A 19,251-nucleotide genomic window follows, 5' to 3' on the forward strand; every position below is an offset into this window, starting at 1 on the left:
GCCAGGATCTCCTCCGCGCGGTCCTCGGCGGCGGCTCGGATCTCGTCGAGGTCGGTCCCCTCGACGGCCGCCGACTGGTCGAACGGGAGCTCTAGAACGTGGATCGCGGTGTGTGAGCCGTCCGGAAACGTCTCGAGTGCGTACGCGAGCGCGGCCTCGGCCTGTTCGGAGCCATCGACGGGAATCAAGAGGTCGCCAGGGAGGTCGCGTTCGTGGAGCGCCGCCGCCAGTTCGGGGACGATCGTCGCCGAGACGGGGGCGCGGCGGATGACAGTCTCGCTTACGTGGCCGAGAAACGGGCTCGTAATCGGCGATTCGCCGTGGCTGCCCATGACGACGTGGTCGATGTCGTCGTCGGTCACGACCGCGAGGATCTCGGTGTGTGGGCGGCCGGTTCGGAGCAGCGTTCGTATCTCGCGGTCGTGGTCGGCGGCCCGCTCGGCCGCGCGCTCGAGGATTTCCTCACCCCGATTTTCGGCGCGTTCCTGGGGCGATTCGGACGCGCCAACGGCCGCGGTGTGATCGCGCGTTGGATCGACGACAGTGAGTGCGGTGACCGACGCGTCGGGAAACGACGCGAGGCTGTACTCCAGCCCGGCGAATCCGTGCGCCGAGCCGTCGAGCGGAACGAGGATGTGCTGTGGCATGGCTATCGTCGGTGCGAAGGCCCGATCGACTCGCCCTTCCACACCGACGCGTATAAAGCCGAACCCGCAGGCAGTCGGTCCGACTCGAGAACGGCGACACGGGGCCGTTAGCGAACGATCGTGACCGAGACGGGAGAGCGACGGGTGACCGCCTCCGCGACGCTGCCGAGCAGAACTCTCGACATCCCGGACCGACCGGTACTGCCCATCACGACGTGATCGATGTCGTGCTCGTCGATATACCGGAGGATCGTGCGGGCGGTATGGCCCTCGATGAGCGCCGTTTTGATCTCTCGACCGTGTGTATCGGCGGTCGTCGCCGCGTCCTCGAGAAACGCTTGCCCCCTCTCTTTGGCGTATTCGTAGGGCGTCGTCTCCGGTTCCGACGGGATCCGAGTGACCTGAATGACGTGCAAGACGTGGATCTCGGCGTCGGGGAACAGGTCGAACGCTTCCTGGAGTGCGTCGGTCGCTCGCGAGGAGCCGTCGACCGGGACCAGAACTCGAGTCATAGTCCACGTAGACGCCGAGCGGGCAAGGGTCTACCGCGACTGGAAGCAACCGTGATAGGTCAGTATCGATCGTAGTATCGGTCCAGGACGTTCTCGAAAAGCGCCAGTAACGCGCCGAACGCGAGCAGTGCGACCCCGATCTGGGCCCAGTGGATGGCCGCGAGTGGCACGACGGCAAACAGGACGCCAACCGGGGTATAGAGCACCACGAACTGTAACGTGAGCGCGATCGCCACACCGATGATGAGCCACCGGTTGGAGAACGGTCCGAGCCCGTAGCGCCACCGTACTGCCTGAATGCCGGCGATCTCGAAGACGACGAGCGAGGTAAACACCATCGTTCGGGCGAGCTCGATATCGGCCCGGTGGACGTAAAACAGCGGCATGATCGTGAGTGCGATGAGGACACCGATGCCGACGATTGAGGCTGTAATCCGGTCCGTGATCACGCCTTGATCCGGCGGTCGGGGGTCGCGCTCCATGACGTCGTCCGTCGGCGGGTCGACGCCCATCGACAGCGCGGGGAGGCCGTCGGTCACGACGTTGATCCAGAGGATCTGGACCGGCGTGACGACGAGTCCGAAGCCGAGCATCGACCCGGAAAACACCAGCATCACTTCTCCGGCGTTCCAACACAGCAAGAAGTTGACGAACTTGCGGACGTTGTCGAAGATGCGTCGACCGCCTTTGACCGCGTCCCGAATCGTCGCGAAATTGTCGTCGAGCAGGACGATATCGGACGACTGTTCGGTGACGTCCGTCCCACGAATCCCCATCGCGACGCCGACATCTGCGTTTTTCACCGCCGGCGCGTCGTTGACGCCGTCGCCCGTCATCGCCACCGTGTGTCCGTTCGCCTGTAACGTCTGGAGGATCCGCGTCTTGTGTTCGGGGGCCGTGCGGGCGAAGATGTCGACCTCCTCGACGGCCGTCTGGAGTTCATCGTCGCTCATCGTCTCGAGGTCGGGACCCGTCACGACGCGCGTCGATCGAAGGCCGATCTCCTCGCCGACCGCTCGTGCCGTCACGGCGTTGTCGCCGGTGATCATCACGACATCGATACCGGCCTCGAGACAGCCCTCGATCGCGCCCGGCACCTCCGGCCGCGGTGGATCGAGCATCCCCTGTAAGCCGAGAAAGACCATCCCCTGCTCGAGGTCTTCGTCCGGCGACTCGACCTGTGATTCCGGCACGTCGGGCCGGTAGGCAAACCCCATCACGCGCAACGCGTCTTCGGCGAACGACTCAGTTTGAGCCTCGAGTGCCGCCCGACGCTCGTCGGTCAACGCGACGTGGTCGCCGTCGACGAGTTCGCGGTCACAGCGCTCGAGAACGGTCTCGGGGGCGCCTTTCATGTAGGCGACAGTTCCGTCGTCGGGCGTTCGATGCACCGTCGTCATCCGCTTTCTCCCGGAGGTGAAGTCGACCTCTCCGAGACGGGGGTAGGCCTCGTCGAGGTCGTCGTGATCGAAGCCGGCCTTCTGGGCGGCGACGAACAGCGCGATTTCGGTCGGATCGCCGAGATACGTTCCGTTGTCGCCGTGTGCCGTCGCAGCCAGCTCGTCGATGTCGTCTCGCTCGCGGGTGCCGACGTCGACGTTGTTACAGAGCATCCCACAGCGCAGGACCCCGGCGACGCGCTCGGCGTCGACTGGGTCACCGCCCCGGAGAAACTCGCCGTCTGTGTCGTAGCCGGTCCCGGTCACCTCGTAGACCTCGCGGTTGGTGACGAGCCGTTGAACCGTCATCTCCTCTTCGGTGAGCGTGCCGGTTTTGTCCGTACAGATGACGTCGACCGACCCGAGCGCCTCGACGATCGGCAGTCGGCGCACGAGGGCGTTCTGCTCGGCCATCCGGCGTGCGCCGAGCGCGAGCGATAGCGTGACGACCGCGGGCAGTCCCTCGGGCACCGCGGAGACGGCGATCCCGACCGCCGTCAGAAACACCTGCAGCGGCTCCGTCTCGCCGACGGCGAGTTCGGCGACGGCGATGATCGCGACGACGCCCACGACACCGACCGCGATGAGCTTGCCGAGGCGGTCCATCTCGGCCTGAAACGGCGTCTCCCGTTCTTCCGCCGCTTCGAGGGCGGTCGCGATTCGCCCCATCTCGGTCGCGGCCCCGGTCTCGACGACGACCGCAACCCCGGAGCCGCGCTCCACGACGGTGTCCTTGTAGAGCATGTTCTCGCGCTCGGCGAGCGCGATATCCTCGGCGACGGTGCCGATCGTCTTCGAGACGCCGGCACTCTCGCCGGTCAGGGCCGCCTCGTCGACGCGCAGATTGGATTCCTCGAGTAGCCGGGCGTCGGCGGGAACGATGTCGCCGGACTCGACGTAGACGATATCCCCGGGAACGAGTTTCGTGGCGTCGATCTCGCGTTTCTCGCCGCCGCGTCTGACGAGGGCGTACGTCGTCGACAGTTCGCGCAGCGCCTGAATGCTCTGTTCGGCCCGGTAGTCCTGGACGAACCCGAACAGCGTGATGAACACGACGATGCCCCCGATGACCGCGGCGTCGAGGAGGTGGTCGACCGCCGCCATCACGACCGCCGCGACGATCAACACCCAGATCAACGCCGACGAGTACTGCTCGAGCAAGATCCGAAGCGGAGAGGTTCCGTCCTCGGCTTCGATCTCGTTCGGTCCCTCGCGCTCGAGACGGGTCTGTGCCTCGTCCGACTCCAACCCCTGGTCAGACGTCTCGAGGCCCGCGTAGACGTCTTCGAGCGGTCTCGAGTGCCAGGTATCAGTCGTCGACTCGTCGACGCGCTCGTGGTGCGTTGAACGTGACACGGATGCTCTGTTGACGTCTGCGCTGGTAATACTCGGCTCCTGTCCTCACGGAATGGGAAGCGTATCCTGCGCCGACCGTACCACCATTCGGTTCTTAATCACCCCAGCAACGAATACTCGGACTGACTGATCACAAGTACTGACATTCCACTCGAGTGGAGAATACAAATAGATTTGTCGCCGCCAGATGTAGCCAGCGGCCGCAATGCTCGAAGACAAGATCGCCATCGTGACCGGCGGCGCGGTCGGCATCGGCAAGGCGATCGCCGACCGGTTCATCGACGACGGCGCGACGGTCATCATCGCCGACATCGACGAGGAGGAAGGCACCGCAACGGCCGACGAACTCGGCTGTCAGTTCGAATACTGTGACGTCCGCGAGTACGAGCAGGTGAAAGCCCTCGTCGATGGCACCGTCGATGAGCACGGCCGGCTCGACGTCATCGTGAACAACGCCGGCGTCTCGAGCGAGACGTCCGTCGAGGAGATGGCGCTCGAGGAGTGGGAGACGGTGATCGAGACGAACCTCGGCGGCGTCATGCACGGCACCAAGGCCGCGTTACCCCACCTCAAGGAATCCGACGGCTGTATCATCAATCTCGGCTCCATCTACGGGCTCGTCGGCGGGAAAGGCGCTGCCTCCTACTCCGCCGCGAAAGGGGGCGTCGTCAACTTCACCCAGCAGGTCGCGATCGACTACGCCGATCAGGGCGTCCGCGTCAACAGTATCTGTCCGGGGTTCGTCGAGACCCCGATGACCGAGGACTTACTCGAGTCCGAGCGGTTCTACAGCTTCCTCGAGCAGCAGACGCCGATGGATCGGCCCGGACAACCGGAGGAGATCGCACCCATGGCCGCGTTCCTGGCGTCCGACGACGCGTCGTACATCACCGGCGCGAACATGCCGGTCGACGGCGGCTGGACGGCGTTTTGAGGGCACCCAGGCAGGCTCCCGGCCATCCGTGGGTCGTGAGAGTGGGTAGCCGAGCGTCTCTATCCCGGACGACACGACCGTCGGGCCGGTGTGGCGACGGGCGGCAATCAGCCGCGGTTCTCATCGAGTTTCGATCGCAGTTGTCGCGCGATGACCTCGTCGTCGAGCAGCGAATCGGGACCGGTGAAGTGAACGACCGGCCCGTTCTCGACGCGAAGCCACTCGTCGCTGCCGCTGCCGGCGAGTGTCACGGTCCGTCGCGACGCGGGGAGCCCGTTCGCACGTCGGCGGTCGGTCTGTTCGCGAACGCTCGCGACCTCGAGTGCGGTCTCGTCGATCGGCGAGACGACGAGATCGTACCGTGACAGCGACGGATCCAGCGTTCGCATCGCGTCACGATAGCGGCGAGCGGCAGCACAGGCCTGCTGGGCATCACCGTGACTGTCGAACCGCGCGTCCGTGACTGGTTCGGGTCGAATCCCCGACTCGCGACAGGAGACGACGAAGCCACCGTCGGTACGTCGGAGGGAGGCGACGGTGTCTCGCGCCGACCGGATCGTCTCGACTGGGGTCGCGGACTCGTCCGTACCGGACGTCGTCTCGGGGGTCACTGGTGACACACCGTCGTGGTCGAACAGTCGACGTGCATTATTTTCGCGCCGTCGCCGTCCTCGAATCGTTTCTGATACGCCGGTTTCGCATTCCCTGTCGGCTTCTCTGCCATACTTTTAGGCGGGCCTAAATCAACATAGGCATTCTGGTTTCGACCCGCCACGGTCGCTCACAACGGTGTGGCTCACGCCGGACAGTTCGACGGCCCACCAACGGCGCCGCGAGCCGGCACTGTGGACACTCGCCTTCGGTCGGCGTGGTTTCGTGGTTCTCGAGGCGCTCACGGACTTCAACGTGGACACCTCGAGCGATGCAGTCCAACAGGGCTGTCGTGTCGGAGGGTGAGAACCCATTCAGGAACGATTCCGGCGATCAGCGCACGCTGACGCCATGCCGGGCGAGAAACTCGGTGGCCCGTTTGATCTCGACGGGGCTGCCGACGATCCGGCACTGGTCGTCGCCCTCGGCGAAGACCGAAACCGTACAGACGTCATCGAGCTGCGCCTCGAGCCCCTCGAGTGCCTCGCTGGGGAGGACGATCTGGGTGCTGTCACGCAGCTGCGATGCGTTCGACATACTCGATCTGACGGTCGCCGGTCGTTTATGTGTGTCGAAATTACGTTGTCAATGGTAATGTTATTTAGTGGTGATGTCCGCGCATCAGCCCGTTCCACGGACCGTGACCGTCCGCGTGTCGCTCGAGTGGGGCGACCGGACCGTCACCGGGAACGTGTCGTCGTTGGTCACCGGATAGGTTTCGTACCCCAGTGAGACCGTCGCCGTCTGGCCGGCTGGAAGACCGACGGTCCGGGAATCGACCACCTCGGGCGAGCGACCGACCACGAGCTCGACGTCGTGCGAGGCTGCGGTATCTCCCAGATTTTCGACGGTCGCGGTCACCTCGAGCCAGTCGCCGCCGTCCACCGGCGCGTTCGTCCCGGTGATCGACACCGAAAACCTCGCCTCGCCGGACTCGCCGTTTCCGTCCCTATCGCGGCCGTAAACCAGGACGGACCGCGAGGCCGAATCGTCGCCCGTCCGCACCCGAACCGGGAACTCGTCGTCGTTCACGACGGGGTAGGTCTCGTATCCAAGCGAGACAGTCGTCGTCTCGCCCGCGTCGAGGGCCACCTGCTGGCTGTCGACGGTCGTCGGATCGTGGCCGACCACGAGTTCGACCTCGCGGCTGACAGGCCCCTCGCCCGTGTTCGCGAGCGTCGCCGTCACCTCGAGCCAATCACCGCCGGTCACCGGGGCGTTCGTCGACAGGTTCGTCACGGTCAGTTGGCCGGCCCCCTCGTCGTCGGTTCCGATGACGGTGACGTCCGTCTCCGCAGCCGTGTGGCGCGTCTCGACGCGGACCGGAAACGTCTGCGTGTTGCGGACGGTCGCGGTCGTGAACTCGAGGGAGACCGTCTCAGTCTGGCCGGCGAACACCTCGACCGTCGTGCTGTCGACGTGCGTCGGATCGTGGCCGACGATCAACTCGAGCGTCGCCTCGACGAAGCCGTGATAGGTGCTGTCGCCATCGATCTCCAGTTCGGCATCGACGACGAGGTCCTCCCCCGCCCGGACCGGCGCGTTCGTCCCGGTGATCCGCACGTCACGCATCGCTTCGATCGACGGCCCCTCAGTTCGGGCGACGGACACGCGCCCGTCGCGGCAGACGACCCACGCCATCATCGGATAGCCACCGATGAACCAGATGGCGTCGCCTGCCGTCGTCGTGTACGTAACCCTCGCGTCCGCCCCCGAGATGTCGACGCTGTCGACGTACGTGGCGTTGCGGCCTTCCTGCCAGAAGACACGCTCGAGGACCCCACTGTCGTCCGTGGCCGTCGCGGTCACCGTGAGCTCGTCGCGTGTGGTGATCGTGGCAGCCGGCCCGGGATCACACGTGACCGTCGCGCTCGGTGCCGCCGGTGCGTCGTCGGCGACCGTCACCCGCCAGGAGGCTGTGGCCCCGTCAGCGGCTACAACTACCTCGTACGTCCCGGGCTCGTCGAACTGGCCGTGTGCGGTCGGGTTCCCAGTTCGGTGCGTGTAACTCCAGAAGGGAGCGGCCGGCGCGACCTCGGCCGCTCCGTCGCCGTCGATCCACCACTCGGTCGCCGGTGGATCGAACCCAGGGGTGGCCGCAGCCTCGAACACGAGTTCGCCGCCGGGCCGGACGGCCGTATCGCTGTCGGCCGGGAGAACCCGCTCGAGACGACGCTGAGCTTGCCCGATTCCCGTCGCCGTGAGCGCACCCACACTACTCCCCACCGCCGTAACGTATTCCCGCCTGCGCATACGGTAGCATGCGGATAGTGAACGGGTATAGCTAACACAACGTTGGTGAGATGAACGTACCCGAGGAAACGAGTCTCCAGTTCGCTGGAACGGCGGCGACGATGGTGACCGGTCACGACGCTGATAGCGAGTTCGTTCGCGTCGGCCGGCGCGGGTCTCGAAAGGGTTTTTCGGCACGACCGGTTGAGTACTGACAAATGGGGCTCGAGGATGAAATCGAGGCAATCGAGGAAGAAATCGCCAACACGCCCTACAACAAGTCGACGGAGGCCCACATCGGCCGGCTGAAGTCCAAGCTCGCGGAGAAAAAGGAGAAACTCGAGAAACAGCAGTCGGGCTCGGGCGGCGGTGGCGGCTATTCCGTCGAGAAACACGGCGACGCGACCGTCGCACTGGTTGGCTTCCCGAGCGTCGGCAAGTCGTCGCTGCTGAACTCGCTGACCAACGCCGAGAGCGAGACCGGCTCCTACGAGTTCACGACGCTGGACGTCAACCCAGGCATGCTCAACCACCGTGGTGCGAACATCCAGCTGCTCGACGTGCCGGGGCTGATCGAGGGCGCGGCGGCAGGGAAAGGCGACGGGCAGCAGGTGCTGGCGGTCGTCCGCAACGCCGACCTGATCGTGTTCGTCCTCTCGGTGTTCGAGATTGACCAGTACGATCGTCTGCAGAAGGAACTCTACGACATCAACATCCGCGTCGACCAGGAACCCCCGCGGGTCACCGTCCGCCCGAAGATCAAAGACGGTATCAAGATCACCTCGAGCACCGATCAGGACCTAGACGAGAAGACGATTCAGGACGTGCTCCGTGACCAGGGCTACGTCAACGCCGACCTCAACCTGCAGGAGAACGTCACCATCGATCGGCTGGTCGACGGGCTGATGGACAACCGCGAGTACATTCCGTCGATCACCTGCGTCAACAAGGTCGACCTGATCCAGCCGGACTACAAGGAGACCGTCGACGAGCAGTTGCGCGAGCGCGATCTCGACCCCGAGGAGGTCACGTTCATCAGCGCCGAGAAGGAGAAGGGGCTCGAGGCGCTCAAAGACCGCATCTGGGAGAACCTCGGTCTCATCCGGGTCTACATGGACAAACCCGGTCGCGGCGTCGACTGGGAGGAGCCACTGGTCATCGAGGAGGGAGCCACCGTCGGCGAGGCCATCGAGAAACTCGGCGGCGAGATGGAAGAGCGATTCCGCTTCGCCCGTGTCAGCGGCCCCAGCGCGACCCACGACGAACAACAGGTTGGGATGGACCACGTCCTCGAGGACGAAGACGTGCTGAAGTTGATTCTCCGCCGCTAATCACGGTCGGCCCGTCGTCGGCACCGACGCCGATTCGTATCTGCCGCCTCACGCCGAATTAAGACAGCATAATGATAGAAACGGTATCGTCGTTTTCGGGAGAGTCGATTCCAGGTGGTGACCAACGGAATCGTCGCAGAATCTATCGTTCGTGATTATTGATGAGATAATGATTGGATCGGAACGGTGAAGCATATCCGACGACCCGACGACTAGGTAGTTATGGCAGAGTTCGGCGTGCTCTCGCTCGTTCCCCCGCTGCTCGCGATCGGTCTCGCGATCGTGACTCGGCGGCCGATGCTGTCGCTGTTTCTTGGCATCTGGTCGGGGGCGGTCATCTATACCGAGAGCCTCGGAATCGGACAGACTTTCGACTGGATCGTCGCCGCGATCATCGTCGACGATGGCTTTCACGTCCAGATCCTCGTCTTCACGCTCTTGTTGGGGTCGGGCGTTGCACTCATCTGGCGGCTCGGCGGCGCGCTCGCCGTCCGCGAGTGGGCGACGAATCACTTAGAGAGCCAGCGGACCGTCGGAATGACCACGTGGATTCTCGGGATCGCCATGTTCTTCGACGACTACGCCAACACGGCGATCGTCGGAAGCACGATGCGCGAGATCTCCGACGAGTTGCGGATCTCCCGCGAGAAGCTCGCCTACATCGTCGACTCGACGGCTGCCCCCGTCGCGACGCTCGGCATCTCGAGTTGGGTCGCGTTCCAACTCTCGCTGATCAGCGGTGCCTACGAAGACATGGGCGTCGCAGAGGAAGCACCAACCGCGTTCGCGACGTTCGTCCGGTCGATTCCCTACAACACCTACGCGCTGCTGGCGATCGTCATGGTCGGTGTCATCGTCTACACTGGTCGGGACTACGGCGAGATGCTCGACGCCGAACACCGGTCGTGGACGACCGGAAACGTCAACCGCGAGGACGCACAGCCGCTCCAGAAGGTCGAGGAGGAACTCGGCGCGCCGATCGATAAGCGGCCGATGCTCCGGATCTTCTTCGCGCCCGTCGTCGTCCTGATCGCGGTGACGCTCGCGAGCGCGTTCTGGACGGGCTACCAGTCGTGGATCTCGAGCCAGACCGAAGCGGGAGCGCCGACGTCGATCGGAGCCGCGGTTGAGGGCGACGGGATCGAAGAGCTCGTGTCTGCGATCGTTCAGGTACTGGTCGATATCGTCGGCGCGGGCGACTTCGCGACGGCGCTGACCTGGGGGTCGTTCGCCATGGTCGTCTCGGCGATCCTCCTCGGGCTCGCCTACGGGCTGTTCGACATCGGTGAGGCCGTCGACACCGTCCTCGACGGCTTCGGGATCATGCTGACGGCGGTGACGATCCTCGTCCTCGCCTGGACGATCAGCAGCGTCGCGGAGACGCTCGGCACGGGCGACTACGTCGCCGGGCTCGCGCAGGGCTACCTGTCGGCGGAACTCCTCCCTGTGCTCATCCTGTTGGTCGCCGCCTTCGTCGCGTTCACGATGGGATCGTCGTGGGCGACGATGGGGCTGGTCACGCCCATCGCCGTGCAGGTCGCCTACGAGTTCGGAACGGGATTCGAGCTCGTCCCGGTCGCCGTCGGTGCCGTCTTCTCCGGCGCGATCTTCGGCGATCACGCCTCGCCGATCTCCGACACGACGGTGCTCTCGGCGACGTTCAGTGGGGCCGACCTGATCGACCACGTGCGGACGCAACTGCCCTACGCTGCGACCGTCTTCCTCGTCGTCGTGGGCTGTTACCTGCTCAACGGCTATCTGGGCGTTCCGGCGATCGTCTTCCTGCCGCTGGGCGTCGTCGCCCTCGTCGGCCTCGTCGTCGGCCTCTCGAGATTCGACGCTGGCCGAAAGGACCTCGAGCCGGTCGCCTCTCGGACGGTCGTCGAAGGCGAGCCGCGAGCGACACCTGGAACGAGCAGCCGAGCGAGCGAGTCGGAATCGTCCGAACAGGCCGAATAGACGACTGCAGCCGCCAATTTTTTGGAGCGTGCGGGCTTCCTCTCGGGTATGGACGGAACGCTCGACCACACGATGATCCGCGTCGCGGACCTCGAGGAATCGCTCGACTGGTATCAGACCCACCTCGAGTACGAAGAGAAAGACCGGTACGAAGGAGACGGGTTCACCATCGTCTATCTCGGGCCCGAAGACATGCACGAGGACGGCGCGATGCTCGAGCTCACCCACAACGAGGGCGAAGAGCCCGACGTAGGTGACGCCTGGGGGCACGTTGCGGTCCGCGTTCCCGAGGGCGAACTCGAGGACTACTACCAGCAGCTCATGGACGAGGGTGTCGAGGACTATCGCGACCCCGAATCCTGTGGTGGTCGCTACGCGTTCGTCAAGGATCCGGACGGCCACGAGATCGAACTCGTCCAGCGCGACCCCGACGAAGGGGCACTCTGGTCGCTCGACCACACGATGATCCGCGTCGAAGACGCCGACGAGGCGCTCGGCTTCTGGACCCGCAAGTTCGAGTACGACGAGGTCGGCCGCTGGGAAGCCGACACCTTCGCGAACTACTTCGTCGAACCCACGGACGCTGCCCCCGAGGCGATGTCCGTCGAACTCACCTACAACTACGACGGCCGCAGCTACGAGTTCGGCGACGCCTGGGGCCACCTCTGTGTCCGCGTCGACGACCTCGCGGAGGACTGGGACCAACTCATGACGCGCGAGGCCCCCGACTATCGCGACCCCGAGAGCAACGACAACATGTACGCCTTCACCAAAGACCCGGACGGTCACGAGATCGAACTCATCGAGCGCGATCTCGAGGCCGACTCGCTGTTCCCCTTCTAGCCCGCTCGCGCGTTAGAGTTCGGGGATCGGCACGACGACGACCGGCCGACGTGCGGCCGCGAGGAGCCGTCGTGCGCTCGAGCCGACCTCGCGCGTCGCATCGGGATCGCCGCTGTGGGTTCCGATAACGATCTCGTCGGCGCCGCGTTCCGCTGCGACATCGCGGAGTACCTTGGCTGGCATTCCCGATCGACGCTCGGTCTCGACGTCGCCGACGGCTGCGAGCCGAACGGTGGCGACGTTCAGTGCCTCGTCGGCGTCGCGACGTGCCGTCGGCTCGTCCGCTGGTGCGACCGCGATCACGGTCACAGCGTCGTCAGCCGTCGCGCGAGCCTCGAGATAGTCACAGATCGCCGCCGTCGTGTGGACGGAGTCAGTTCCCACGAGATACTGCATACTGGCTTTCGAACGGCAGTCTCGAAGAATCCTGTGATGCGTGATCGCAGGGCATGCGTTGGCGATACCGTTTTTTCCGACTCAGAAAACGCGCTCATATCACTAATACGGAGGCACCAAACGGTTTCACTGGGGGACACGATAGCCCATCACCCACCGCCGTGATGGTCCCCCAGACCTCCCCGCATCCGATCATCCCAGGGTCGCGACGCCTTCCACCACGGTCCCGCGCTCCCCCTCTCGCGGGCCGTGTCGCGTCGGTCGACCCTTGACGTGCCATCGAGAGTTGATGGCCGCCGGAATCGCTTCGGCCCACCACAGGTGCCACGTCGTGGGGCTCGTTTTCGGTTCGTCTAGACTACCCGTCAGTGGTGGCCGTACAACGAATACGTGATCGCGACCAGTCCGAACAGCCGACTCACGTTCTCGAGGAACGCGATGACGATTTGCTCGGGGTCGAGCAGCGTCGTGACCGCGACGTTGAGCACGAACGGACACAGCGTCAACAACAGCAACCCGACGGCGAGATACAGCATCGATCGAGCGTCGTTCCGGCGGTAACCCCGGTAGGCCTGATAGGCGATGAGCGTCCCGAAGAGTGCGACCAGAAAGAGACTCGCGACGGTCAGGAGTTCGAACAGCGTCGCTCCGTCGAGGCGCACGACGGACCGGGTCATCGCATCCCCTCCCACATCCGAGTAAACTTGTCGGCGACGTCTTCTTCACGATACGTCACGTCGACCGAAAACGAGCCTTCGTCCAGCGAGAGTTCCAGCCGGTCTAAGTTCGCACGGTAGACGCTGTAATGGTTGCCGTCTTGGGCGAGTTCCGTCTCTTCGGTGACGAGGTGACACTCTTCGAGTCGGTCGAGCCGGCGGTAGATCGTCGGCAGGGAGGCGTCACACCGTTCGCTCAGGGTACTGGCAGACATGGGTTCGACGCTCACGTGGGTGAGGATATCTCGTGCGTACTCGTCGTCGAGGACTGCAAGCAGCGTCGACAGATCGGTGTCCTCACTCACTGGTATAGCAGTTCGTTTCGGGATCCCTATGAAAAGCGATCCGATTTTTCTGAACGAGAAAACACCGTCGTCGGCCGCCGCGACGACCTTTATCGACAGCACGAGCACCGCTCTCGGCGAATGAAACGATCCACGACAGTGCCGGTAATCAATGCTTTCGTCGTCCAAGTCGCTATTTCGCGTGCGAACGCTCCGCAGGGGTTATTTTCTCGACTGTGGTGGCAACTCCGATATGGATTCTCCTGTTTCGCGGGCGATCGGCCACGACGAGTACGATCCATGGGGGACACTCGCGCTCATCGCGTTGTACTTCGTGGCCCTCATGCTCATGTGGCTGTTCACGTACTTCGTCGAGTTTGTCGGGAACGACCTGACGGTGTATGGCACGGTCGTGTCGGTGATCCTCGTATGAGGATCCATACGTACGAGAAGCTCTGGATCGTGGGTTCGATGGTTCTGATCGTCGCCCTCATTGTGACGATCACGTACGGCTCGGTCGGCCTCGGCATCACGATGATCGACGACGAGGACGAGAACGTCGCACCGAACGAACTCAACGACGACGAACGCTTCGGCGAACCTCGAGTCGAACAGGTCGGTGAGAACGAGTACGCGGCCTACGTCGTCGCCCAGACGTTCATCTTTCAGCCTGACCCGATCGAAGTCCCGGCGAACAGCGAGGTCACGTTCCACGTGACGAGCCGCGACGTGATCCACGGCTTCTACGTTCCCGGAACGAACCTCAACGCGATGGCCATTCCAGGGCAGGTCGCAGAGATGACCGTCGAATTCAACAATCCCGGCGAGTACGGCCTCGTCTGCCACGAGTACTGCGGCTCCGGCCATCACGACATGGAGGGGCTGATCGTCGCCCAGTCCGAAGACGAGTTCGACCTGACCGACCTGTCCGTCGAGGCACCGGATACCGTCGCTCCGGGCGAGACGGTCGAGCTTACCGCGACGGTCGAAAACGGGCAACTCGAGCCGCTCGAGACCACCGTCGACGCCGAAATCGGGAACGAAACGTTCCAGCAGGACGTGACTGTCGACGGCGAGAGTTCCGAGAATGTGACGTTTACGGTCGAGAGCGATGCCCTCGGTGAGGGCGAGCACGACTGGTCGGCCTCCGTCGACGACTACGAGGAAACCGGATCGGTGGAAGTGGTGCCAAACGAGACGGCTGAGACCGAGGGGGGTGAAGAGTCGTGACGGCCCTGTTCGTCGACGAGTATCCCGCAGAGGCACGACTCGTTAAGGCTGCCTTTCTGAGCTCGTTTATCGCGTTCGGGATCGGCGCGCTCTTCGGGATCATTCAGGCGTTTCACCGGACAGACATCTTCCGATTCATCGAATCTGACAAGTACTATACCGTCCTGACCGGTCACGGCGTCTTTCTCGTCATCGCGTTCACGATCTTTTTCCTCGTTGGGCTGTACCAGTGGGCCGTAACGGATAGCCTCCAGCGGGGCCCTGTCGACATCCGGTTCACTTGGCTCTGGTACGGCCTGATGGCGATTGGATCATTCCTCGCGGGAATTGCGATCCTCGCCGGCTTTCTCGAGCAGCCCCCAATGGTGCTCGGCTCGGAGTTGCGCGCGAACGTACTCTTTACGTTCTATGCGCCGCTGCAGGCCAATCCGCTCTACTATATTGGGCTCGCTGTCTTCTTGATCGGGACATGGCTCGCAGGGATCGACTGGTTCCGCACGTGGTGGGCCTGGCGGGACGAAAACCCCGGTGAGCGGATTCCGCTCCGGACGTTTATGGTGTTGACGACGATGATCATGTTCTTCCTCGGATCGGTCGGCGTCATCGTTGCAGTCCTCGTGTTTATTCTGCCGTGGTCGCTCGAGGTGACCGAGAGTCTCAACCCCTTGCTGACCCGAACGCTGTTCTGGTTCTTCGGCCACATGATCGTGTACTTCTGGTTGCTGCCGGCGTACCTGCTGTGGTACACCGTGTTGCCGAAGCTCTCGGGCGGGCGCCTGTTCAGCGATCCGCTCGCCAGGGTCGTGTTCATCCTGTTCGTCCTGCTGTCGACGCCGGTCGGCATCCACCACCAGTACATGGACCCGGGCATCGCGGAGGGGTTCAAGTTCATCGCGATGACGAACACGATGTTTCTGCTGTTGCCGAGCCTGTTGACCGCCTTTACCGTCGTCGCCAGTATGGAACACGGGGCCCGCCAGCGCGGCGGTGAGGGGACGTTCAACTGGCTCCGAGCGCTCCCGTGGCGGGACCCGGCCTTTACCGGGATGGCGCTGGCCGGCGCGGTCTTCGCCTTTGGCGGCTTTACCGGGATGGTCAACGCGGGTATGAACATCAATTATCTCGTCCACAACGCGCTGTGGATCCCCGGGCACATCCACACGCAGGTGGGAACCGCGTCCGCGCTGACGTTCATGGCTGGGTCGTACTGGGTCGTGCCACAGCTGACCGGCAATCGACTCGTCGGTCGGCAGATCGCCCTCTTTCAGGTCGTGCTCTGGTTCGTCGGCATCGTGTTCATGACGAACTCGATGTACCGGGCTGGGCTCGTCGGCGTCCCGCGCCGAACGGCGGAGCCACAGTACCAGGGCTTTGACTACAACGTCGGCGTCGGCTCGATGGGCGAACTCAACGCCCAGCTCGCACTTGGCGGCACGTTGTTGTTCATCTCTGCAATGCTCTTCCTCGGGATCATGGCACTGACCGTGTTCAACACCGATAGCGAACCGGTCGTCGACGGGACGCTCCCCCCGGCGCTGTCCGGCCCGAAAGACTCGCCGCGGGTTCTCGACAACCTGCGGCTGTGGTTTGGAATCGCGTTCCTGCTCGTCGTCCTCGCCTACGCCCTACCACTGGCCAGTATCGCAAGCGATACGGGCCTCTTCGGCCAGGATATCAGACCGTTCCCCGTCTCCAGCGAAGCGGTCATGTATCTCGAGTTCGGACTAGAATACGTTGGAGCGTTAGTCACCTGATGCAGACTTCCCCCGCTAAATTACTGATCCTCATCGCGCTGAGCCTCGTGATCATCGTCGAGGGACGCACAGTCCTGGCGTTCTTCGGGGTGGATATTCCGCCACTCGAGACGGCGCTGATCGGACTCGTCGTCATTGTCGCGCTGCTCATCTGGGCGATCCGACCGATCCGCGGCAGTCCCTCAGAGACGGAGTGACAAGGACACGGGCGAGACGCCCCACGCCCGAGCACGGCGAACGGAACCGTGTGATAGCTTAAAGACGTATTCAGTGGACAACACAGACGATGTTCGAGTCACTGACTCCGAGAGTCGCAGTCGCAGTCGGGCTGCTCGCCCTCGTCCCAACCGTCATCTTTGGCGTCACGCGCTCCGGCCTGGGCGGGCTCATCGCGACGGTGAACGTCGTCCTGATCTTCGCGGCACTCTACGTCGCGATGTCGCCACTCGAGGGACGCCAGGTGGCCGCCCACGACACAAGCACGTGAGTCTCGGTCGGGAGGACGGCCACTCTCGGTTCGACACCGGCCGGTGAGTTCACCTATCAGCCCACTCGAGCCAGCCGAACAGCCGATCGCGCAACCGCCGTTCGCCGGCCTGCGAGAACCGGTGGCCCTCGCCTGCGAATCGCTCGAGGCAGACGTCGGTCTCGAGTCGCCGCGCGGCGTCGAAACTGTCGGCGGGGTCGACGACCGCGTCGGCACCCCCGTGGAAGATCGCGACCGGGACCGCAAGGGTCGCTACGACGTCGTCGAACGGATGGCGATCGAGGGCGTCGAAAAATCGCTGATCGAGACGCTCGCCGGTGTCGAACGACCACTCCCCGTCACGCTCGACGGCCACGCGATACTCGTCGAACGTCCCAGCAGTCGTCACGGGGGCGCGCGTCGCGACCGCCGTAACCCGCTCGTCGGCAGCGGCGGCGTGGAAGGCGACTTTGCCCCCGAAACTCGAGCCGAACAGAGCGTACGAGTCGAGATCGAAATAGTCGACGACGTGGCGAAGATCGGTGAGCCGTGTCTCGAGCGTCGACTCGACGAACCCACCGTCGGACTCGCCACAGCCCCGGCAGTCGAAGCGGACCGCGTTGTAGCCTTCGTCGACGGCCCGTCGACACCGCTGCTCGTAGCTGCCCGATTTGTCGCTTCGGAGGCCGTGACAGAAGACGAGCCAGTCGTCGGAGTCGGCCTCGTGATGGACGGCAACGACCGTCGGCGACTCCGAATCCGTCCCCGTCCCTGCGTCAGCGATCGGAACCCGGTGTGTCTGGGTCATCCCGTCCCGTTCCGACGGCTGCTGGGACCTTGATTTCGGCGTTCCGTGGTCACCGATTGCCGTCCGACTCGAGTCGGCGAATCGTTTATCGCATCCCACGAGGTTGGTATGGCTATGACCCGCACGACCTACCGGTGTCAGTGTGGCGCCCACATCGAGTTCAAACAGGACCTCGAGAAAGAGCCCGGGACGACGACACCGAACTGGAAGTGCAAGGAGTGTGGAACGCCGGTTCCAGGCATCACGGCCGAGAAGATCAGCCACCAGCATCCGTCCTGACAGTCGTGACACTACGGAGAGAAGATCCCCGCTAGGGTCGAATCGATCTCGCAGTAACGGTCAGTTCGATTCCGTTCGCCGCTGTGATACGTTACTCGAAGTTATTTCAGTTCGTTGATATCGAAACACAGATTTACGGTCCCGGCCCAGTATCGTTCGCACAGATGTTCCGTCGTGTCGATCCCGCTGGCGGCGCTCGCTACACGACTACCACGTGCGAGCCATCGAGACATCCTCGAGCAGCAGTGTCGACGGTAGCAGCGGGAGTCGCTCCGGACGGACTCGAGGGGGTGACCGACCGATGACTGCCGTCGCGATCACGGACGCAGTCGACGTCTATCTGCAGCGAAAAGCTGTCGGCGACCCCGATAGCTCGGGTGCGGGCACGTACGCCTCGAACGCCGAGTCGATCCTTCGGCGATGGGCCGAGTGGCTCGCGGCCGAACACGGCGTCAGGTCGATCGCCGCACTCGACATCGAACATATGCGAGCCTACGCCGCCGAACTCCGTCGGCGAACCGAGCGCGGGGAGTACACCGCCTCGTCTGCGGGAACCTACTACGCGGTCGTGCGTGCGTTCCTCTCGTGGTGCGTTCGCGGCGGAATCCGCGAGACGAACCCGGCGGCGACCGACCGCGCCGAGAGCGCGCTCCCGAGTGCCGAGACGCAACCGACGAGCGACAGCTGGACGGCCACGCAGCGTCGTGCACTCGAGCGATACGTCCGCGAGCGGGCGCTCGAAACCACCTCGGGGTCGACGCGCGATCGACGCAGCCGGCTTCGCGAGTACGCGATGGTCGCCGTCCTCGCCCACTCGACGGTTCGCGGCGCCGAACTCTTCAGCGTTCCCGACGACGACCGGCGGACGGGCGCGACGTGGGACGACGTGGATTTCTATACGGGAACGATCCGCGTGCTCGGGAAGTCACAGCGTCTCGAGGACGTGCCCTTGCCCGCACGCGCCCGGACGCCGCTGCGGCGCTACCGCGTCGTTCTCGACCCGCCGTCGACCGACTGGCCACTGTTTCCGACGGCTCACGCCCCGTCGATCGCCCGGCAGGTGCGGTCGGTCCTGCGCGACCGGGGCTACGACGACGAGACGATCGAGGGCTTCCTCGAGGAGTCGACGGCGACGGAACTCGCCCGCGAGCGGTCGATTGCGCCACCGGCAATCACCACCGAGGGAGCACGGTCGGTGTTGCGGCGGCTCTGTGAGGGGGCCGGGATCGACGTCGACGGCGACTATCTGACGCCGCGTGGCGTCCGCCGGGAGCGATCGACGGAGTCCTACAGACGAGAGGCGACGAGTTCGAAGCCGACGCTTCGGGCGTCGGTGCTCGAGCAATCGATCGTCGTGCCGGACGAGAGCCCACCCCCCGCTGGCGGGCGTGACGAACCGACGGAAAACGACTGA

The 19,251-nt window shown here is 64.2% G+C and carries 21 protein-coding genes; 11 read left to right on the forward strand and 10 right to left on the reverse strand.

Annotation, left to right across the window (positions count from 1 at the left end; all coding sequences use genetic code 11):
- The 3 genes from ACFR99_RS11880 to ACFR99_RS11890 all read right to left on the reverse strand — a co-directional run.
- Nucleotides 1-647, reverse strand: a 647-nt coding sequence (locus tag ACFR99_RS11880) for a universal stress protein (protein WP_390287612.1), incomplete at its 3' end; no start/stop codon positions are given.
- Between the two features lie 107 nt (nucleotides 648-754).
- On the reverse strand, nucleotides 755-1,159 hold the full coding sequence (locus tag ACFR99_RS11885) for a universal stress protein (protein WP_390287614.1): 405 nt from the start codon (nucleotides 1,157-1,159) through the stop codon (nucleotides 755-757).
- A gap of 59 nt (nucleotides 1,160-1,218) precedes the next feature.
- The gene (locus ACFR99_RS11890) at nucleotides 1,219-3,954 is read right to left on the reverse strand and encodes a cation-translocating P-type ATPase (protein ID WP_390287616.1); all 2,736 of its coding nucleotides are present in this window, start codon (nucleotides 3,952-3,954) and stop codon (nucleotides 1,219-1,221) included.
- A 205-nt stretch (nucleotides 3,955-4,159) separates the two neighbouring features.
- On the opposite strand from ACFR99_RS11890, the gene budC reads away from it, so the two are divergent.
- A complete protein-coding gene (gene budC / locus ACFR99_RS11895) occupies nucleotides 4,160-4,888 on the forward strand; it encodes a meso-2,3-butanediol dehydrogenase (protein WP_390287618.1) in 729 nt (242 codons plus the stop codon).
- A 107-nt stretch (nucleotides 4,889-4,995) separates the two neighbouring features.
- On the opposite strand, the gene ACFR99_RS11900 is transcribed toward budC, so the two are convergent.
- The 3 genes from ACFR99_RS11900 to ACFR99_RS11910 form a co-directional block, all read right to left on the reverse strand.
- Complete coding sequence (locus ACFR99_RS11900; RefSeq protein ID WP_390287620.1) at nucleotides 4,996-5,508, reverse strand: DUF7552 domain-containing protein; 513 nt, start codon at nucleotides 5,506-5,508, stop codon at nucleotides 4,996-4,998.
- Nucleotides 5,509-5,872: 364 nt separating this feature from the next.
- On the reverse strand, nucleotides 5,873-6,076 hold the full coding sequence (locus ACFR99_RS11905; protein WP_390287622.1) for a VNG_1110C family protein: 204 nt from the start codon (nucleotides 6,074-6,076) through the stop codon (nucleotides 5,873-5,875).
- Between the two features lie 84 nt (nucleotides 6,077-6,160).
- Complete coding sequence (locus tag ACFR99_RS11910; protein ID WP_390287624.1) at nucleotides 6,161-7,792, reverse strand: CARDB domain-containing protein; 1,632 nt, start codon at nucleotides 7,790-7,792, stop codon at nucleotides 6,161-6,163.
- 197 nt (nucleotides 7,793-7,989) lie between these two features.
- Between ACFR99_RS11910 and ACFR99_RS11915 the strand changes: the two genes are divergently transcribed.
- The 3 genes from ACFR99_RS11915 to ACFR99_RS11925 all read left to right on the forward strand — a co-directional run bounded on the left by ACFR99_RS11915 (nucleotide 7,990) and on the right by ACFR99_RS11925 (nucleotide 11,904).
- A complete protein-coding gene (locus ACFR99_RS11915; protein ID WP_390287626.1) occupies nucleotides 7,990-9,102 on the forward strand; it encodes an OBG GTPase family GTP-binding protein in 1,113 nt (370 codons plus the stop codon).
- 222 nt (nucleotides 9,103-9,324) lie between these two features.
- Nucleotides 9,325-11,061: a Na+/H+ antiporter NhaC family protein gene (locus ACFR99_RS11920; protein ID WP_390287628.1), complete on the forward strand. Its 1,737-nt coding sequence runs from the start codon at nucleotides 9,325-9,327 to the stop codon at nucleotides 11,059-11,061.
- A gap of 48 nt (nucleotides 11,062-11,109) precedes the next feature.
- A complete protein-coding gene (locus ACFR99_RS11925) occupies nucleotides 11,110-11,904 on the forward strand; it encodes a VOC family protein (protein ID WP_390287630.1) in 795 nt (264 codons plus the stop codon).
- A gap of 12 nt (nucleotides 11,905-11,916) precedes the next feature.
- Here ACFR99_RS11925 and ACFR99_RS11930 read toward each other — a convergent pair whose 3' ends face one another.
- The 3 genes from ACFR99_RS11930 to ACFR99_RS11940 form a co-directional block, all read right to left on the reverse strand.
- Complete coding sequence (locus ACFR99_RS11930; RefSeq protein WP_390287632.1) at nucleotides 11,917-12,300, reverse strand: universal stress protein; 384 nt, start codon at nucleotides 12,298-12,300, stop codon at nucleotides 11,917-11,919.
- Between the two features lie 365 nt (nucleotides 12,301-12,665).
- Nucleotides 12,666-12,977 carry a DUF7521 family protein gene (locus ACFR99_RS11935; protein WP_390287634.1) on the reverse strand — a complete coding sequence of 104 codons (312 nt, stop codon included), beginning with the start codon at nucleotides 12,975-12,977 and terminating at the stop codon, nucleotides 12,666-12,668.
- A complete protein-coding gene (locus ACFR99_RS11940) occupies nucleotides 12,974-13,321 on the reverse strand; it encodes an ArsR/SmtB family transcription factor (protein ID WP_390287636.1) in 348 nt (115 codons plus the stop codon). The genes ACFR99_RS11935 and ACFR99_RS11940 overlap by 4 nt, the downstream gene beginning before the upstream one ends.
- Nucleotides 13,322-13,553: 232 nt before the next feature.
- On the opposite strand from ACFR99_RS11940, the gene ACFR99_RS11945 reads away from it, so the two are divergent.
- The 5 genes from ACFR99_RS11945 (at nucleotide 13,554) to ACFR99_RS11965 (ending at nucleotide 16,771) form a co-directional block, all read left to right on the forward strand.
- The gene (locus tag ACFR99_RS11945; protein WP_390287638.1) at nucleotides 13,554-13,733 is read left to right on the forward strand and encodes a cytochrome oxidase; all 180 of its coding nucleotides are present in this window, start codon (nucleotides 13,554-13,556) and stop codon (nucleotides 13,731-13,733) included.
- The gene (locus ACFR99_RS11950) at nucleotides 13,730-14,530 is read left to right on the forward strand and encodes a cytochrome c oxidase subunit II (protein ID WP_390287640.1); all 801 of its coding nucleotides are present in this window, start codon (nucleotides 13,730-13,732) and stop codon (nucleotides 14,528-14,530) included. Before ACFR99_RS11945 ends, ACFR99_RS11950 begins: the two co-directional genes overlap by 4 nt.
- Complete coding sequence (locus ACFR99_RS11955) at nucleotides 14,527-16,284, forward strand: b(o/a)3-type cytochrome-c oxidase subunit 1 (protein WP_390287642.1); 1,758 nt, start codon at nucleotides 14,527-14,529, stop codon at nucleotides 16,282-16,284. Before ACFR99_RS11950 ends, ACFR99_RS11955 begins: the two co-directional genes overlap by 4 nt.
- On the forward strand, nucleotides 16,284-16,481 hold the full coding sequence (locus ACFR99_RS11960; protein WP_390287644.1) for a CbaC protein: 198 nt from the start codon (nucleotides 16,284-16,286) through the stop codon (nucleotides 16,479-16,481). Before ACFR99_RS11955 ends, ACFR99_RS11960 begins: the two co-directional genes overlap by 1 nt.
- A gap of 89 nt (nucleotides 16,482-16,570) precedes the next feature.
- Nucleotides 16,571-16,771: a cytochrome-ba3 oxidase subunit gene (locus tag ACFR99_RS11965; protein WP_390287646.1), complete on the forward strand. Its 201-nt coding sequence runs from the start codon at nucleotides 16,571-16,573 to the stop codon at nucleotides 16,769-16,771.
- Between the two features lie 49 nt (nucleotides 16,772-16,820).
- On the opposite strand, the gene ACFR99_RS11970 is transcribed toward ACFR99_RS11965, so the two are convergent.
- Complete coding sequence (locus ACFR99_RS11970; protein WP_390287648.1) at nucleotides 16,821-17,558, reverse strand: alpha/beta hydrolase family protein; 738 nt, start codon at nucleotides 17,556-17,558, stop codon at nucleotides 16,821-16,823.
- Between the two features lie 114 nt (nucleotides 17,559-17,672).
- Between ACFR99_RS11970 and ACFR99_RS11975 the strand changes: the two genes are divergently transcribed.
- Both ACFR99_RS11975 and ACFR99_RS11980 read left to right on the forward strand, forming a co-directional pair.
- Nucleotides 17,673-17,837 (forward strand): hypothetical protein, encoded by a 165-nt coding sequence (locus ACFR99_RS11975; protein WP_390287650.1) that lies wholly within the window; start codon nucleotides 17,673-17,675, stop codon nucleotides 17,835-17,837.
- Between the two features lie 301 nt (nucleotides 17,838-18,138).
- Nucleotides 18,139-19,251, forward strand: coding sequence for a tyrosine-type recombinase/integrase (locus ACFR99_RS11980; RefSeq protein ID WP_390287652.1), 1,113 nt, complete (start codon nucleotides 18,139-18,141; stop codon nucleotides 19,249-19,251).

This window comes from Haloarchaeobius amylolyticus (assembly GCF_042678045.1).
Lineage (GTDB): Archaea > Halobacteriota > Halobacteria > Halobacteriales > Natrialbaceae > Natrinema > Natrinema amylolyticus_A.

Bases quoted from the DNA above. Each gene is read 5' to 3' on its own strand.
- ACFR99_RS11925 (WP_390287630.1), top strand. From the start codon at position 11,110: ATGGACGGAACGCTCGACCACACGATGATCCGCGTCGCGGACCTCGAG.
- ACFR99_RS11975 (WP_390287650.1), top strand. From the start codon at position 17,673: ATGACCCGCACGACCTACCGGTGTCAGTGTGGCGCCCACATCGAGTTC.
- ACFR99_RS11915 (WP_390287626.1), top strand. From the start codon at position 7,990: ATGGGGCTCGAGGATGAAATCGAGGCAATCGAGGAAGAAATCGCCAAC.
- ACFR99_RS11950 (WP_390287640.1), top strand. From the start codon at position 13,730: ATGAGGATCCATACGTACGAGAAGCTCTGGATCGTGGGTTCGATGGTT.
- ACFR99_RS11935 (WP_390287634.1), bottom strand. From the start codon at position 12,977: ATGACCCGGTCCGTCGTGCGCCTCGACGGAGCGACGCTGTTCGAACTC.
- ACFR99_RS11905 (WP_390287622.1), bottom strand. From the start codon at position 6,076: ATGTCGAACGCATCGCAGCTGCGTGACAGCACCCAGATCGTCCTCCCC.
- ACFR99_RS11980 (WP_390287652.1), top strand. From the start codon at position 18,139: ATGACTGCCGTCGCGATCACGGACGCAGTCGACGTCTATCTGCAGCGA.
- ACFR99_RS11960 (WP_390287644.1), top strand. From the start codon at position 16,284: ATGCAGACTTCCCCCGCTAAATTACTGATCCTCATCGCGCTGAGCCTC.
- ACFR99_RS11965 (WP_390287646.1), top strand. From the start codon at position 16,571: ATGTTCGAGTCACTGACTCCGAGAGTCGCAGTCGCAGTCGGGCTGCTC.
- ACFR99_RS11930 (WP_390287632.1), bottom strand. From the start codon at position 12,300: ATGCAGTATCTCGTGGGAACTGACTCCGTCCACACGACGGCGGCGATC.
- budC (WP_390287618.1), top strand. From the start codon at position 4,160: ATGCTCGAAGACAAGATCGCCATCGTGACCGGCGGCGCGGTCGGCATC.
- ACFR99_RS11970 (WP_390287648.1), bottom strand. From the start codon at position 17,558: ATGACCCAGACACACCGGGTTCCGATCGCTGACGCAGGGACGGGGACG.
- ACFR99_RS11910 (WP_390287624.1), bottom strand. From the start codon at position 7,792: ATGCGCAGGCGGGAATACGTTACGGCGGTGGGGAGTAGTGTGGGTGCG.
- ACFR99_RS11885 (WP_390287614.1), bottom strand. From the start codon at position 1,159: ATGACTCGAGTTCTGGTCCCGGTCGACGGCTCCTCGCGAGCGACCGAC.
- ACFR99_RS11920 (WP_390287628.1), top strand. From the start codon at position 9,325: ATGGCAGAGTTCGGCGTGCTCTCGCTCGTTCCCCCGCTGCTCGCGATC.
- ACFR99_RS11945 (WP_390287638.1), top strand. From the start codon at position 13,554: ATGGATTCTCCTGTTTCGCGGGCGATCGGCCACGACGAGTACGATCCA.